This window comes from Sphingopyxis indica, assembly GCF_032879645.1.
Taxonomy (GTDB): Bacteria; Pseudomonadota; Alphaproteobacteria; order Sphingomonadales; family Sphingomonadaceae; genus Sphingopyxis; species Sphingopyxis indica.
On sequence record NZ_CP076394.1, the window covers coordinates 2,547,683 to 2,564,143 of the forward strand.

8 protein-coding genes are annotated in these 16,461 nt (G+C 62.6%); all 8 read left to right on the forward strand.

Annotation, left to right across the window (positions count from 1 at the left end; genetic code table 11):
• Positions 1-79: 79 nt before the first annotated feature.
• A complete protein-coding gene (locus KNJ79_RS12175) occupies positions 80-1,969 on the forward strand; it encodes a sialate O-acetylesterase (protein ID WP_317151247.1) in 1,890 nt (629 codons plus the stop codon).
• Positions 1,970-2,100: 131 nt separating this feature from the next.
• Positions 2,101-4,326 carry a hypothetical protein gene (locus tag KNJ79_RS12180; RefSeq protein ID WP_317151248.1) on the forward strand — a complete coding sequence of 742 codons (2,226 nt, stop codon included), beginning with the start codon at positions 2,101-2,103 and terminating at the stop codon, positions 4,324-4,326.
• Positions 4,327-4,745: 419 nt separating this feature from the next.
• The gene (locus KNJ79_RS12185; protein WP_317151249.1) at positions 4,746-8,165 is read left to right on the forward strand and encodes a TonB-dependent receptor; all 3,420 of its coding nucleotides are present in this window, start codon (positions 4,746-4,748) and stop codon (positions 8,163-8,165) included.
• A gap of 119 nt (positions 8,166-8,284) precedes the next feature.
• On the forward strand, positions 8,285-9,796 hold the full coding sequence (locus tag KNJ79_RS12190; RefSeq protein WP_317151250.1) for a tryptophan halogenase family protein: 1,512 nt from the start codon (positions 8,285-8,287) through the stop codon (positions 9,794-9,796).
• Between the two features lie 87 nt (positions 9,797-9,883).
• Positions 9,884-10,453 carry a hypothetical protein gene (locus tag KNJ79_RS12195; protein ID WP_317151251.1) on the forward strand — a complete coding sequence of 190 codons (570 nt, stop codon included), beginning with the start codon at positions 9,884-9,886 and terminating at the stop codon, positions 10,451-10,453.
• Positions 10,454-10,534: 81 nt separating this feature from the next.
• Positions 10,535-13,162, forward strand: a complete 2,628-nt coding sequence (locus tag KNJ79_RS12200) for a glycoside hydrolase family 2 protein (RefSeq protein WP_317151252.1) — start codon at positions 10,535-10,537, stop codon at positions 13,160-13,162.
• A 61-nt stretch (positions 13,163-13,223) separates the two neighbouring features.
• Positions 13,224-14,801, forward strand: coding sequence for a GH39 family glycosyl hydrolase (locus KNJ79_RS12205; RefSeq protein WP_317151253.1), 1,578 nt, complete (start codon positions 13,224-13,226; stop codon positions 14,799-14,801).
• Between the two features lie 231 nt (positions 14,802-15,032).
• Complete coding sequence (locus tag KNJ79_RS12210; protein WP_317151254.1) at positions 15,033-16,460, forward strand: sugar porter family MFS transporter; 1,428 nt, start codon at positions 15,033-15,035, stop codon at positions 16,458-16,460.
• The last annotated feature ends 1 nt before the right edge of the window (position 16,461 follow it).

The window sequence follows — 16,461 nt, forward strand, 5'->3', positions numbered from 1 at the left end:
ATGGGGGACGCAAGCGAGCCGTACGGGAACGGCGGGCCGCGCGATCGCCTGCAGACGCTCTCCGGGTGAAAGGCGCGACATGAAAATCATTCCGGCACTTTTTCTGGCGGCGATGCCGGCCGCCGCCGATGCGGCACCGCTTGTTCTGGACCCGGCCTATACCTCCCACGCCGTCCTGCAGCGCGGCCGGGAAATCCCGGTCGGCGGCACTGCGGAACCGGGAAGCATGGTCAGCGTCGTTTTCGACGGCGAATCGCACACCGCCAAAGCCGACAGCAAGGGCCGATGGCAGGTGACCCTGTCCGGCCGCGAAGCCGGTGGCCCCTATGTCATGAAGGTCAGCAGCAGCGGCAAGGAGCAGCAGCTCGAGGATATCATGGTCGGCGACGTCTGGCTCTGCTCGGGCCAGTCGAACATGGAGTTCACGCTGCGCTATGCCACCAATGCCGCCTTCGAGGTTCCCTACTCCACCCATCCGAATCTGCGACTGCTCAATGTTCCCCGCCAGTCGAGCACGACGCCCCGGCAGCGTTTCTCATCGCCGGCCGCGTGGCAGCGTTCGGCGCCGGAAAGCGCGGCGGACTTCTCCGCTGCCTGCTACATCATGGGCCGCGAACTTCAGGCACAGCAGAAAATCCCCATCGGGCTGATCGCGGCAAGCTGGGGCGGATCGCCGATCGAGGAATGGATCAGCCGCGACGCGCTGCAGACGCTGCCGCGCTACGGCAAGGATTTTACGCTGCTGGACGAGTATATCCGCGATCCAGCCGGCGCCTATGCCACCTGGACCAGGCTCTTCCGCCAATGGCTGGGCGCCGACGCCACCGCGCCCGCCGAGGCGGCGTGGCGCACCGTCCCGAACCTGCAACCGTGGGAGCAATGGGGCGACCCGGCGCTCGCGACCTTCGACGGCGTCGGCCATTATCGCGCCCGCGTGAAGCTGACCGCCGCGCAAGCCCGGCAATCCGCGCGTATCGCCATTGGAACCGTGGACGACATGGATGTCACGCGCGTCAACGGCAAGACCGTGGGCTCTGAGCAGGGCTGGCAAAAGAACCGCGTCTATGACGTGCCGGAGGGCGTGCTGAAGGCCGGTGAGAACAGCATCGAAATTACGGTCGTCGACACAGGCGGCGGTGGCGGTCTGTGGGGCGAGGCGGCGCGCACGCTCACCCTCGACGACGGCACGTCCCTGCCGCTTTCCGGCTGGCGCTTCGCCAAGGGACGGACACTGCGGAACGGCGAGGCGCCGCCCAGCTTTCCGTGGACCGGCGGCAGCGGCCGGACCACGCTTTTCAACGGCATGATCGCGCCGCTGCACGGCTATCCCCTGAAGGGCTTCGCCTGGTATCAGGGCGAGGCCAATGCGCATGATGCCAAGGGATATGCCGAACTTATGCCGTTGCTGATCGCCGACTGGCGCAAGCGATTCGGCGCCTCGCCCTTTCTGATGGTCCAGCTTGCCAATTTCGGACCGCTTGCCTCTGCCCCGTCGAACGACTCCTGGGCACAATTGCGCGATGTCCAACGCCGGGTCGCGGATGCCGATCCGCAGGTCGGCATGGCGAGCGCCGTCGACATCGGCCAGGTCGCCGACATACATCCGACCAACAAGCAGGACGTCGGCAAGCGGCTTGCCCTGGCGGCCCGGCACATCGCCCTTGGCGAGGACGTCGAAGACCGCGGACCGGCGCCGGTTTCGGTGACGCGCACGGCAAAGGGCATCGCCGTTCGTTTCACCCATGGCCCGCTCAAGCTGGTCGGCGGCGGGTCCGCGATCGGATTCGAGCTGTGCGACGCGGCGGGCAACTGCCGATTTGTGAACGGCGAACTCAACGGCGAAACCATCCTGTTGCCGGCGGATCCCGGCGCCCGCGAGGTCCGCTATCTGTGGCAGGCGAGCCCGATCGTGAACCTCTATAATGCCGCCGAGCTGCCGGCGACCGGCTTTTCAATGCCGATAGAGTGATCGGCGCGATACTGCGAAGCGTCGAAGGGCGTCCGCGTCGTTGGGGGCCCGCGCCGAGGCGAAGGCTCGACGCCCCGCCAGCATGATGCCGAACGAGCCAAGCGACGATAGAATAAGGGGGGAAGAATGTCATGAATATCCGACGTGCCGGCCGCTGGACCGCCGCCGCTTTGCTGGGATGCGGCCTCCTCTTCGTCGGCCCCGTCTGGACCGCCTCCCCTTCGCTGGCACAGCAGCCCGCCCCCTATGTGTGGCAATCGGTGCCCTTCGGCGGGGGCGGCTATGTCGACGGTTTCGCCTATCACCCCCGCACGCGCGGCATTCTCTATACGCGAACCGACATCGGCGGCCTTTACCGCTATGACTATGAGGCAAAGCGGTGGCTCCCGCTGCTCGATCATCTGAGCCGGCAGGATGGCGATCTCATGGGGGTGCTCGGCATCGCGCTCGATCCCGCAAATCCGGACAGGGTTTATGCCGCGTGCGGCCTCTATCTCAACCCATGGTCGCGGAAGGGCGCGATACTGCGTTCGGACGATCGCGGGCGGAGCTGGCAGGTCACCGAACTGCCCATCCATGTCGGTGGCAACGCCGACGGGCGCGGCAGCGGCGAGCGCCTGATGGTCGACCCGCACAATCCCATGATCCTCTATTATGGCTCGAACGAAGACGGCTTGTGGAAGAGCACGGACGGCGGCCAGAGCTTCGCGCGCACCGGCGCGGCCGAGCGCTCGTTCAGCCTGGTTGCGGCCGATCCTTCCGACGCTTCGTCGCTCTGGGCCGGCGCCGCCGATGGCGGGGGCGGCCTTTTCCTCAGCCGCGATGGCGGCCAGTCCTTCCAGCGCATCGAAGCGCTTCCTGCGATGATACCACAGCGTCTGGCCTTCGCGCCCGACGGGTCGTTGTATGTCACGTTCGCGAAAGGCGATGGAAAAGCCGCCGTCAACCCCAATCATGCGACCAGCGGTGCGGTGTGGAAGCGCGACGCCAAAAGCGGCAAGTGGCGCGATATAACGCCTGCAGGCCCGATCCCCGGCGTGACGGGGGGCTTTTCCGGAGTTGACGTGTCGCGCGACGGGACCGTCGCGGTGTCGACGCTCGATCGCTGGCATCCGGGTGACGACATCTACGTGTCGCGCGACGGCGGCGAGAGCTGGACCGGCTTGCAGGGCAGAGCGCGGCATCTGCCGGGGGCCTATCCTTGGCTCGTCGATTATCTGAAGGGCGAAGACCGGATGGGGCACTGGATTTCAGACCTGAAATTCAATCCGTTCGATCCCGACGAAATGATCTATGGCACGGGTTATGGGGTGTGGATGAGCCGCAACCTCGCCTCCGTGAAGGGTGACCAAAAGGTCGATTTCGACTTTGCTGTCGACAATCTGGAGGAGACGGCGACCTTGCAACTCGTGTCGCCCACCGGCGGCGCCCGCGTGATGGCCGCGATGGGCGATATTGCGGGCGCTGCCTGGGACGATCTGACCCGCTCGCCGTCGGCGGGCCTGTTCACGCCGAACAGCGAGAATAATTTCAGTGTCGACTATGCCGGCCGCAAGCCCGAATTGGTCGTGCGCACCGCCGCCCATTCGCCGAACAACGGATATTATTCGCGCGACGGCGGTGCGAGCTGGGAGCCCTTTGCATCCACGCCGTACCGGAAACCCGCCCAAGGTGAAGGCCGGCGCGGCCCCGGCACGATCGCGATCTCGGCGGCCGGAAGCACGCTCGTCTGGGCACCGGAAAGGGACGGTGCCTATTATTCCGTCGACGGCGGAAAGAGCTGGCAGCGATCGTCCGGATGGCCCGTCGATACCGAGCAGACGCTGCGTCCCGTTTCCGACAAGGCGGACGACCGCATCTTCTATGTATTCGACCGGTCCACCTCGCGCATTCTGGCAAGCGGCGACGGTGGCGCGCAATTCCATGTCCTGGTCGACGGACTGCCAAAGCTGGAGCCGTGGCAGAATGCGCAACTCGCGGTGGTGCCGGGGCGAACGCGCGACCTGTGGCTGGTGACTTCGTTCGGCCTGTTTCATTCGCCCGACAGCAAATCGAAAATGATTCAGATCCGCGGCGTGGACGAGCCTTGGCTCATTTCATTCGGAGCCCCCATGCCAAAGAGTGGCTATCCCGCCATTTTCCTGTGGGGCAAAGTCAGCGGGATCGAAGGATTGTGGCGGTCGGACGACAAGGCCGCAAGTTGGACGCGGATCGACGACGAGGCGCACCGTTACGGCGAACTGCGCGCGATCGCGGGCGATATGGTCGAGGCGGGCACGCTCTATCTTGCGCCGCATGGCCGCGGAGTAATCGTGGGGCGACCGGCGAACCAGGGTCAGAAGGGCGATCCGTTCTGAAGTGATTTCGGGTGAAATGGATCATTTCACGGCCCGGGCATCACGCCAAAACAAGAAACCAGAGTGCAGGTTTCGATTCCACCAAAACCGAACGCACTCTGGCCGCCCCGCGGCAGCCGCCGGGCCGGCCGCCACAGGCATCGGACATCCTTTGTCGAAGGCGACATGAAAGCCGAACTGCGCCGTCCGATAGCGGCAGGCCAAAGGTCTTGCCCACGTCCCTGCCCTGATTCCGAATGTGCCGCGCCTGGATGGTTTCCCCGGCCGATTCGCGCGAGCGTCAAGCATTGCAGCGAGCGAGTCGGCAATTGGATTTGACAACTTGTCCGACAAATATGTGATTGTTCCAATCGTTTAGCGCGCCCCTCTGTTACCGCTATCAGTTTGCCCTTGACTAGTCAGACAAATAGCGGAAAGACATGGTCGTTCCACGCAAAAAGGAACGGATAAGCAACGATCTGGGAGGGGCAGACGCAATGTTTGCAAAGAAATTTTCGACGGGAGTCAGCGGTTTTGCCCTCGTCGTGAGTGGTGCCGGGCTGACGGCGCCCGCTTATGCGCAAGACGCCCAGACCAACACCGCATCCGATGCAGAAAACGAAGCTCAAAATGTCGATGGCGCCATCATCGTCACGGCTCGTCGAAAGGCATTGAAAGATGCGATAAGCATCAAGAGAGACTCCGACACGATCGTCGACTCCGTCGTTGCCGACGAAGCGGGCCAGCTGCCCGACAATTCGATCACCGAAGTTCTTCAGCGCGTGCCGGGCGTCTCGATCTCGCGTTTCGCCGGGGCAAACGGCGGCAGTTCCGCCTTCCAGATCGAGGGCACGGGGATCACCGTGCGCGGCCTTCCCTTCAATTCGAGCATGCTCAACGGCCGGCAGGTGTTCAGCGCCAATGGTGCAAGCTCCATTAGCTGGAACGAAGTCACGCCCGAGTTGATGGCCGGGGTCGACGTTTACAAGGCGTCGCGTGCCGACATGATCGAGGGCGGCACATCCTCGATCAATCTTCGCACGGCTGTGCCGTTTGATTTCAGCGACACCCAGTTCAATGTCACCGTGGGCGGCAGCTATGGTAGCCAGGTCAAAAAGGCTTCACCCAGCGCTTCGGCCATGTTCTCCAAGCGTTTCGATACCGGCATCGGCGAGATCGGCGTCTTGTGGGATCTGGCCTTCAGCCGCCTGTATCAGCAGAGCAGCAATCTGCAGGTCGGCGCCATGTTCGGCCAATATGTGCCGACCTCTGTACGTGATGACGGGCTTGCCTTTGTTCCCGGTTCCTTCAACTGGAACTACAACGAGAGCAAGCGCGACCGCTACGGTGCCTATCAGGCCGTTCAGTGGAGGCCGTCTTCGGACCTCACGCTGACCAGCACCATATTCTTCTCGCAATATATTGCGGACAGCTTCGGGAACAGCGGCACCGTGGGCCGGACCCCGAGCGCATCATCTGCCGTTATGCCCATGGTCGGCAGTCCCGTCGAATATGATGCCGATGGCGCTTTCCAGAAGGGAACTCTCGCGGTCGCATCCACGGGCAAGTCGGTGCCGTTCGAGAACACGACCTCCGGCATCGGCGACTGGTTCCCTTCCTATTATCAGACGGATTGTGGCGCCACCTATGGCACACCTGCGTCGTCGCTCCTGTGGGACTGGACGGTAGATTCGGGGATAGATCCGACGAATCCTCCCGCAGGATGGGATGGTCGCCTTCTCGTTCAATGCACCCCTCCCGCCGCACTGAACCCCAACAGCACCGCGTCTGCATCGCACAGCAAGAATTCCACGCTGGATATTTCGCAGAGCTTCGTCTGGACGCCCAGCGACCGGGTGGCCCTGCGCGGCGCCGTGCAATATGTCGATTCCCGCGCAACCGGGAAGCAGATGGCCATCGGCCTCAACCAGGACAGTACGGCGGTGCGCTCGATGGACGTCGACCTGACGGGGTCGCTACCGGCCGTTTCCGGCTTGTCTCCTGACGCCTTGCTCGATCCATCGACGGCCTATCTTTCCCGGTTGGCCTATCACGAACCGGATAACAAGGGGACGATGCTGGCCGGCAACCTCGACCTTGAATACCGGGCCAGCGACGATGGGTTCCTGCGCAAGATCACGGTCGGCGCCCGTGCCGCCAAGCGCAAGCAACATGACAATTTCGCGGGAACCTGGTATGCGCCGCTGGGTGTGACGTGGCTGCCGAAACCGGCGGGGCCGGAATGGGCCGCGGCGGGGCCGGGGACCATTCAATTTCTGACCAACCCCCATGTCCGGCCGTCGGATTATGAGGTTTCCACCTTCCCCAACTTCTTCGGCGGCGATGTTGCCGTACCCGCGCAGCTGTTTGTCGCAAGTCAGTCTCTCTTGAAGAGTTACGACTGGTATCATGTGCTTCAGACCTATAACGGGCAAATCCCGGACGGGACGGCGGATGAATATTGGGCGGAATATATCGACCAGGGTCTGAACGAAACCCGGACCCGCATCAGCTCGATGGCTGCTTATGTCCAGGCCAGTTTCGCGCACGACCGTATCGGCATTATCCCGCCTTTCTCGGGCAATATCGGCGTTCGTGTGTTCAACGACGAGGTGCGGGCCACCGGTCTGCTGCGCACGCCTACCGCGGAAGATCTTGCTCTGAGTGTTGAAGACAGCAACGCCTATTTCAACGCGGAACAGGGTTTGCCGGGGGCGACATTCCCGACGCTCTATTCGCTTCAGGAAGCCTTCTCTACACAGACCCGCAAATATGAATACACGCGGTTTCTGCCTTCGTTCAACATCAAGTTCGACGTGACGGACGAGTTCATCGTTCGCGGCGCGGCGTCGATCTCGACTGCTCCGCCAAATTTCAATGACGTTCGTGCAGGCGGTACGATCAGCGCCAGGTCGCTCCCCAATCCGACCAATCCCCAGGCGCCCTCGATTCTTACGGGTGTTCGGGTCGACGGCGGTGGCGCAAATCTGAAGCCGACGATGATAACCAGCCAGGATATAACGTTCGAATATTATCCGTCGTCATCCAGCTTCATCTACATTGATCTGTTCGCCAAGCAGATCAAGGACCATCCGCAATTCTATTCGTTCATCGCCGACAATCTTCCCATTCCGGCGATCGCAGTGGATGACGATGGCGTGAATCCCCCAGTGGAGACGGAGACGACCCTCGATCTGCCGTGGCTCTATCTGCAGAACAGAACGGCGACGGAAAAGGCCCATATCAAGGGCTTCGAGATCGGCGGCCGCAAATTCTTCGACAAGTTGCCGGGATGGCTCAGCGGGTTCGGCATCGAAGGCAACCTGACCTTCATCGACAGCAGCAACCCTGCCCAGCAAGCCAACAGCGTGCTTGGCAATGGCCCCGGTGGCGGCCTCAATCCGGACGGCACGATTCCGCAGACCTATCCGAACCTGCCCTATGTCGGATTGTCGAAATGGGCCTACAACATCCAGCTGTTGTACAGCCGCGACAAGGTGAATGTCCGCCTCGCGTACAACTGGCGTGACAAGGCGTTGCTGTCGACCAATGTCAATCCGCTGTCCTATGCGACGAGCGGCGGCAATCCCTACACGCTCAACACCAGCCCGACCAACTTCGACGCGGATCATTCCTATCCGGTATACTGGATGGTTCCGGCGTGGACCGCGGCGGCCGGCTACCTCGATCTGGGCGTGGACTACAAGGTGAGCGAGAAGATTTCCGTCTCGTTCAGGGCGAACAACATTCTCAACACGGTTTCGAAAACATATCAGGAGCCTGTGCCGGGCGTGTTCCAGCCGTACGACTATAACGTCAGCGATCGGCGCTTCGACCTCTCCGTGCGGGCGCGCTTCTGATGAACGGAATGGGCAGGGCGCTTCGTCCAGGAGCGTCCTCCTCATTTTTCGGACGTTCCGACGGCGCCATGGCTGACACCTGGGTGACGGGTGCGGCATCGGGTGGTTCACGGTGAAACATGGTTATGAATAGCGGTCATAGGCAGGATATCGTCATTGTGGGCGGCGGTGCGGCAGGGTGGATAGCAGCCGCGCTGCTGGCCAAGAGGATCGGCCGCCACCAAGCACGCATCACATTGGTCGAATCGGAAGAAATCGGCATCATCGGCGTCGGAGAGGCAACGGTCCCCTTGCTGGCGCAGTGCAATGCCTTGCTCGGCATCGACGAATTCGACTTCATCCGCAAAACGCAGGGCACGTTCAAGCTGGGCATCGAGTTTTGCGACTGGGGAACAGCCGGGAACCGGCATTTCCACGCATTCAGCGACTATGGCCACCCGGTCGAAGGGGTTCAGACCCACCATTATTGGCTAAGATTGCGGCAGTCCGGCGACGATACGCCGATCGACGATTATTCCTTTGCCTATGCCGTCGCGAAAAACAATAATTTCGCACCGAGCGATCCGAACGACGCGCGCTATCACCACGCCTATCATTTCGATGCCGCGCTATACGCCCGCTATCTGCGCGATGTCGCAACCGACCTGGGGGTGCAGCGCATCGAAGGCAAGATGACACACGTCGATCTGGACAGCGAATCCGGTGACATTGCAGCCATTCATCTTGCCGATGGCCAGACGGTTCCCGGCAACCTCTTCCTCGATTGTACCGGTTTCGCGTCCGAATTGCTGGGAAAGGCGCTGGATACGCCTTTCGTCGACTGGTCACACTGGCTCCTTTGCAACCGCGCCATCGCAGCGCCATCGGGACCCGCCGGCGCGCCCGCGCCTTTTACGCGGTCCACGGCGCACGCCGGTGGCTGGCGCTGGACCATCCCGCTGCAACATCGCACCGGCAACGGAATGGTCTATAATTCGGATTTCTGGAGCGACGACGCAGCGCGCGGCGCTTTACTGGACAGTATCGACGGCGAACCGCTGGCCGAGCCGCGGGTATTCCGCTTTACTTCCGGGCATCGCAGGGAATTCTGGAGGCGCAATTGTGTCGGGATCGGTTTTTCGTCCAACTTTCTTGAACCTTTGGAATCAACCGGAATACAATTGATCGTCATGGGGGTTCTGAAGTTGCTCAAATGCTTCCCCCAAGGGACCATCGACCCCGTTCTGCGCGATGAATATAACAGACTTTCCACACGCGAGATCGAACGCATACGCGACTTCATCATTGCGCACTATTATCTTTCGCGCCGTCCCGAGCCATTGTGGTCGGCGTGCCGCAATATGGAGATACCCGACAGCCTTCGGCACAAACTCGATGTCTGGAAGGCAAGTGGGCAAATCGCGCTGGGAGATTCGGAATCCTATATGGAGCCGAGCTGGATCGCCATCCTGCTGGGAAACGGTGTCGTTCCACGGCGCTACGCCGTGTCGGCCGATCTATATCCGCTGGAGCAGATCCGTGACGGCATGAAATTGCGCCGCGAAGAAATCATGCGCTCGGCGCAGGCGGTCACGTCCCATCGGGATTTCATCAATAGCCACTGCAAGGCCGCTCAAATGGCGCTTGCCTGATACAGCCCGTGGCGATGCCTGCCTTGTTGAGCCGTTCAGCAATATTGTCATCGCCCCGCGGGACTCTTCGAACATTATGGAGATGTCGTGAGCCATTACCTGAAAAATCGCCACAGATTTCTTGACTGGAGGTTCCTGGCCTGCGTCGCTGCCTTGAGCTTTCCGTCCGTAGATGCCAATGCCAAAGTATCGGCGCCGCAGACCATCTGGGCGAAAGCCGGCGTCAGCCGGGAGCAATTCGGCGCCGAAGCGCTGGAATGCGGCTTGCAGGGACTGGCGCTGAAAATCGACAATAGCGAGGAAGTGAAGACATTGGCGCGGGCGTCCGAGCAACTTGATGCGCTCGACACGTCGGCCCGGGTTGCCCTGATTCAGGATAATGCGCCGAATGCTGCCGCACGCAACGCGGCCGAACAGCAGACCGTTATCGCGGCAACCCGGCCGGACGAGCAGTATGCGCGGATCAAGGAGAAGATGTTCAAGGTCGTGCGCAAGTGCATGCTCGATCACGGCTATACCAAGATCGTCCTGACCGAGGATCAGCGCAACGAATATAGCGAAATCAAGGGCGGCGCGGAGGCGCGGCGCAGCTTTATCTACGAACTGGCCAGCAATCCCCATCTGATCGAGGCCCAACGGGAAGCGGCCCCCCGGTAACGTCGGTCCAATCCTGCAGAGTGGCGCCCCTTCCCCCTCCCCCGGCGCTGACATGGACAGTTCGAGTGCCCGGAGAAGAGAATGAACCAACTGGTGAAGTGGTTGACGGTGCCGGCAGCAGCGATGCTCGGCATTGCCGCGATCATGCCCGCACAGGCCGGTGCGCGGGCGGGCGAGGAGCGTGCAGCGACGATTGCGCGCGAACGACGCAACTTCAATGCCGATTGGCTGTTCCACCTCGGCGATGCGCCCGGAGCCCAGCAGGCGGCATATGACGACGGCGCGTGGCAGCCGGCTGGTCTGCCGCACAGCTTTGGCATCCCCTATTTTCAGGCATCGCAATTCTACACCGGCTATGGATGGTACAGGAAACGCCTGACCGTGCCCGAAGCATGGCGCGGCCGGCGGATCGCGCTCGAGTTCGAGGGTGCATTCCAGGATGCCGAAATCTTCGTCAACGGCTCCCCCGTCGGGCGCCATCGCGGCGGTTATACGGGTTTCTCCATTGACATTAGCGCGGCCGCCAAGGTGGGCGAGAATGTCATCGCGGTGCGCGTCAACAATCTCTGGGAGCCCGCGCTGGCCCCGCGCGCGGGTGAGCATGTGTTCCAGGGCGGACTCTATCGCGACGTCTGGCTGGTGACGACGGATCAGGTTCACGTCCCCTGGTACGGCACAAGGGCGACGACGCCCGAACTTTCGGAAAGGAGCGGCCGGGTCGCGTTGGAAACCGAGGTCCGCAACGACAGCTCCAAGCCTGTCAGCGTCTCTCTGCGCACGGAAATCCGCGATCCGGCCGGTAAGATCGTCGCCGTGATGGACGACGGCGCCAGGCGGCTCGGGGCGGGTGGCCTGGCGACAATAAGTCAGCTGTCCAACCCGATCGTCAGCCCCTCGCTCTGGAGCCCGGAAACGCCGGTGCTCTACAGGGCTGTGACAACGGTCCTGGCCAACGGGCGAGCCGTCGATCGTTACGAGACACCTTTCGGCTTCCGCTGGTTCGAATGGACCGCCGATCGGGGCTTCTTCCTCAACGGCAAGCATCGCTATTTCAAAGGCGCCAATGTCCATCAGGACCAGGCGGGCTGGGGCGATGCCGTGTCCAATCGCGCGATGGAACGCGACGTGCAGATGATGAAGGACGCGGGCTTCGACTTCATCCGCGGTTCGCACTACCCGCACGATCCGCACTTCGTCGAAGCGACCGACAGGATCGGCATGTTGTTCTGGTCCGAAACGCCCTTCTGGGGGATCGGCGGCTTTGGCCCCGACGGCAGCTGGATGTCGAGCGCCTATCCGGTCGATCCCGCGCACAGGGCCGGTTTCGAGGAGGGCGTCAAGCAGCAGTTGACCGAGATGATCCGCATCGCGCGCAATCATCCTTCGGTCATCGTCTGGAGCATGAGCAACGAACCCTTCTTCTCGGCTGGCGAGGTCATGCCGGAGGTCCGCCGTTTTCTGAAGGAGCTGGTCGAGCTCAGCCACCGGCTCGACCCCACGCGCCCTGCCGCCATCGGCGGCGCACAGCGGGGCGAGATCGACAAGCTCGGCGACATAGCAGGCTATAATGGCGACGGCGCGGCGCTTTTCCCCGATCCCGGCATTCCCAACGTGGTTTCGGAACATGGATCGCCGATGTTCGACCGCCCTGGCCCCTATAAAGCGCCGTGGGGCGACCTGGTGAACACGCCCGGCGCGGAGAAGGGTGTCGATTATTCGTGGCGGCTTCCGTGGCGCTCGGGCGAAGCCGTCTGGGCAGGATTCGATCATGGTTCGATCGTCGGACGGCGGTTCGGGTCGATGGGCATCGTCGACTATGCCCGCCTGCCAAAGCGCAGCTATTACTGGTTCCGCAACGCCTATCGCGGGGTGGCGCCGCCCGAATGGCCAAAGCCGGGCAAGCCGGCCGGACTGCGCCTGACATCGAGCAGCGCGGCGATCGATCGGGCCGACGGGACCGACGACGTGCATCTGGTGGTGACCGTCGTCGATGCCGAGGGCCGCGCGCTGAGCAACAGTCCGCCCGTGACGCTTTCCATCGAATCCGGGCCGGGTGAACTCCCCACCGGCCGGACGATCCGCTTTGCGCCGGACAGCGACATCCCGATCCGCGATGGACAGGCAGCGATTGCGATGCGCAGCTGGCAATCGGGCGAGACCGTCCTGCGCGCCCGTTCGCCCGGCCTGAAAGACGCCGTTCTGGTCATAGAAACGACCAGCGGGCCGGCGTTCGTGCCCGGCGTGACCGCACTCGCGCCCGACCGGCCTTATACCGAGGCCAAGCGAACCGACGCCGAATTCCTATACTTCCCCGACGCCGTTTTCGGGAAAGACAACCCGACGGGCGCGAGTTCGAGCGCGCACGGTCACTCATCCCGACTGGTCAACGACGGTGACCCCGGCACCTGGTGGATGGCCAAGAGTAGCGATGACGCGCCGTGGGTTTCAATCAGCCCGGAGAAGATATTGCAGTTCCGCAGGCTGGAAATCACCTTCCCGCAGTCCGGCAATTATCGCTTTGTCGCCGAAGTAGAAGGCCAGAACGGAAATTGGGCCGTTGTGGCCGATCAATCGGCAACGGCCGACACCGCGCAGACCCGAAACATCGACGTGAAACGCGTGGTCGGGTCGCGCCTGCGGGTCAGGATCGTGGCGCCGGCCGGCGCGCCAGCGGGCGTCGCCGAAATCCGCATCATCGGCGCGATGTGAACCAAATGACAGGAAGTGCGGCCCGCTGCACGGGTTCGAGATGGATGAAAGGCACCTTCAGATGCAATCTCTCACTGGAAAATTGACGGTCGCGGCGATGGCGGCGATCTTCTCGCTGACAACCGTTCAGGCGTCGGCGAAGGATGCGCGCACGATCGCCGCCGACATGAACGCGATCGCGGGCCCCATGAGCAAGGCGTGGCAGGATTGCGTGGGCTCGGGTCATGCCGGCCTGTTGCTGCGCAAGGAAAACCAGGATCAGATGCGGCTGGTGCATGACGAAACGGGATTCAAATATATCCGCTTCCACGGCATTTTCACCGACTATACCGACGCCTATCGGGAGATCGACGGGCGGCCCTATTATAATTTCGACCGGGTGAATCAGGTGTACCGCGAAGTGCTGAAGGCCGGTTTCAAGCCGATGATCGAAGTCAGCTTCATGCCGAAGGATCTGGCATCGACAGACCAGACCATCTTTTACTGGCAGGGCAATGTGTCGCCGCCCAAGGATTGGGCGAAATGGTCCGGTTTCATCACCGCCTTCGTCCAGAATCTGGAGGCCAATTTCGGCAGGGAAGAAGTCGAAAGCTGGCGCTTCGAAATCTGGAACGAGCCCAATCTCGACGGCTTCTGGGTCGATGCGGACCAGCAGGGCTATTTCCGGCTCTATGAGAGCACGGTAAAGGCCATCCGCGGCGTCAATCCGGCGTTGAAGGTCGGCGGCCCCGCCACCGCAGGGGCGGGATGGGTTCCCGAATTCATCGCCTATGCCGAAGCAAACGACCTGCCCGTCGATTTCATCGCCACCCATAGCTATGGCGTGGCCGGAGGCTTTCTCGACGAAAAGGGCCAGGGCGACAACAAGCTGGTGCCTGATCGCGACGCGGTGATCGGCGACATCCGGAAGGTGCGCGGCGAGATCGAGGCGTCGCCCAGGCCGGGCCTTCCGCTCTATATCACGGAATGGAGCACGAGCTACAATCCGCGCGACCCCATTCACGACGCCTATCTGAGCGCCCCTTTCATCCTCAACAAGCTGAAGGGCACCGAAAAGGACGCCCAGTCGATGAGCTATTGGGTCTATTCCGACCTGTTCGAGGAGCCGGGTCCGCCACCCACGCCCTTCCATGGCGGCTTCGGTCTCGTCAACCGGGAAGGCATCCGCAAATCCGCCTTTTTCGCATATAAATATCTGAACGCCCTTGGTTCGCAGGAACTGCGCAACAGCGACGCAGAATCCTGGTTGACGCGCGAGGGGGACAATTTCGTGGGGCTGATCTGGAATTATACGATCCCCGACCAGAATGAGAGCAACCGCCCCTATTTCACCAAAATCCACCCCGCCGCGAAACTGGCGCCGATCGAGTTGAACCTGTCATCGCTCGAGCCAGGCAGCTATCGGCTGCGGGTCTATCGCACCGGCTACAAGGCCAATGATCCCTATACCCGCTATATGGAATGGGGCCGCCCCGAAAAGCTGACACCCGAACAGATCGCCGTCCTGCAGGACCTCACGAGGGACGCGCCGGAACTCGACCGGAACGTGAGGGTCGGCGCCGACGGAAGCTTGCGCCGCGACATCCCGCTTCGGACCAACGATGTGCTGCTGGTCAGGATCGAGAAGATCGCACGATAAGTCGCTCCGTTTCGGGTTCTGGCCGGGTGGCGATCCGCGCTCGCGCGTCCGATGCCGGCGTGCGCGTCGCCTTCCTGGCCTTGATCTCGCCGCCGGAGCGGGAATAGAAGGCAGGATGGAGCGAATTTCCACTTATCGATCGAATATTTGCACTTGCCGGCGCCGCTCCGCCGGATATAGTTAGCGCTAACATCGCTGCCCGGAAAAACGGGCCTTGGTTGGGGAGGATTTATGACGGGTGCGCGCACGAGCGTGAATATGGCGCTGATTTCGGCCATTGTCGCGGTGGCGACGATCGGCGGCCTGCTCTTCGGATATGACAGCGGCGCAGTGAACGGCACGCAGGAGGGGCTCAAGACCGCCTTCGCGCTCGACGACGCCGCGCTCGGCTTCACCGTCGGTTCGCTGCTTCTTGGCTGCGCGGCGGGCGCCTTTTTCGCGGGCCGGCTCGCCGACCTGATGGGGCGGCGCAAGGTGATGCTGATCGCCGCCGCGCTGTTCGTCGTCGGCGCGCTGATCCAGGGACTGACCACGGTGCATGCGCTGTTCGTCGTCGCGCGCTTCGCAGGGGGCATGGCGGTCGGCGCGGCGAGCGTGCTGTCGCCGCTCTACATCTCCGAAGTCGCGCCCGCGAACATCCGCGGGCGGCTGACCACAGTGCAGCAGGTGATGATCATCACCGGCCTGACCGCTGCCTTCGTGGTCAATTATATGCTGCAACAGGCGGCGGGCAGCTCGCTCGGCGACATCGCCGGCCGCCCCGCGTGGCGCTGGATGTATCTCGCGCAGGCGATCCCCGCGGTCGTCTTTCTGGTCGCGCTCTTCTTCATTCCCGAAAGCCCGCGCCACCTCGTCGGCACCGGCCGCGACGAACAGGCGCGCGGCGTCCTGACCCGCCTGTTCGGTTCCGCCGAGGCCGACCGCAAGATCGGCGAAATCCGTGCCAGCTTCTCGGAAGACCATCGCCCGCGCCTCGCCGACGTCACCGCGCCGGGCACCATCTTCCGGCCGATCGTCTGGGCGGGGCTGCTGCTCGCGACTTTCCAGCAATTCGTCGGGATCAACGTCATCTTCTATTATGGCGAGACGCTGTGGAAGCTCGCGGGCGTCTCCGAAGCGGTAGCGCTCGAACGCAACATCATTTCGGGCGTCGTGTCGATCGCGGCCTGTTTCGTCACGATCCTGGTGATCGACAAGATCGGCCGCAAGCCGCTGCTGCTGATCGGGTCGGTCGGCATGGCGGTGACGCTCGGCGCGATGACCTGGGCCTTTTCGGGCGCGGCGCAGGACGCCGCAGGCAACCTCGCGCTCGCGCCGGGCGCCGGCTGGGTCGCGCTCGTTTCGGCGAACCTCTATGTCATCTTCTTCAACGTCAGCTGGGGGCCGGTGATGTGGGTGATGCTGGGCGAGATGTTCCCGAACCAGATCCGCGGCTCGGCGCTCGCGGTCGCGGGGCTCGCGCAATGGGGCGCCAACTTCCTGGTCGTGCAGAGCTTCCCGCTGATGGCGAGCGGCCTCGGCCTGTCGAACACCTATCTGCTCTATACGATCAGCGCGGTGATCAGCTTCTTCCTCGTCAAGAGCTTCATCAAGGAAACCAAGGGCAAGGAACTCGAAGAGATGGAAGGCTGGACCGCCCCGACGACGCGCGTCGGCTGAC

Coding starts and splice junctions, on each gene's coding strand:
- KNJ79_RS12185 (WP_317151249.1), top strand. CDS start 4,746: ATGGTCGTTCCACGCAAAAAGGAACGGATAAGCAACGATCTGGGAGGG.
- KNJ79_RS12205 (WP_317151253.1), top strand. CDS start 13,224: ATGCAATCTCTCACTGGAAAATTGACGGTCGCGGCGATGGCGGCGATC.
- KNJ79_RS12200 (WP_317151252.1), top strand. CDS start 10,535: ATGAACCAACTGGTGAAGTGGTTGACGGTGCCGGCAGCAGCGATGCTC.
- KNJ79_RS12180 (WP_317151248.1), top strand. CDS start 2,101: ATGAATATCCGACGTGCCGGCCGCTGGACCGCCGCCGCTTTGCTGGGA.
- KNJ79_RS12175 (WP_317151247.1), top strand. CDS start 80: ATGAAAATCATTCCGGCACTTTTTCTGGCGGCGATGCCGGCCGCCGCC.
- KNJ79_RS12210 (WP_317151254.1), top strand. CDS start 15,033: ATGACGGGTGCGCGCACGAGCGTGAATATGGCGCTGATTTCGGCCATT.
- KNJ79_RS12190 (WP_317151250.1), top strand. CDS start 8,285: ATGGTTATGAATAGCGGTCATAGGCAGGATATCGTCATTGTGGGCGGC.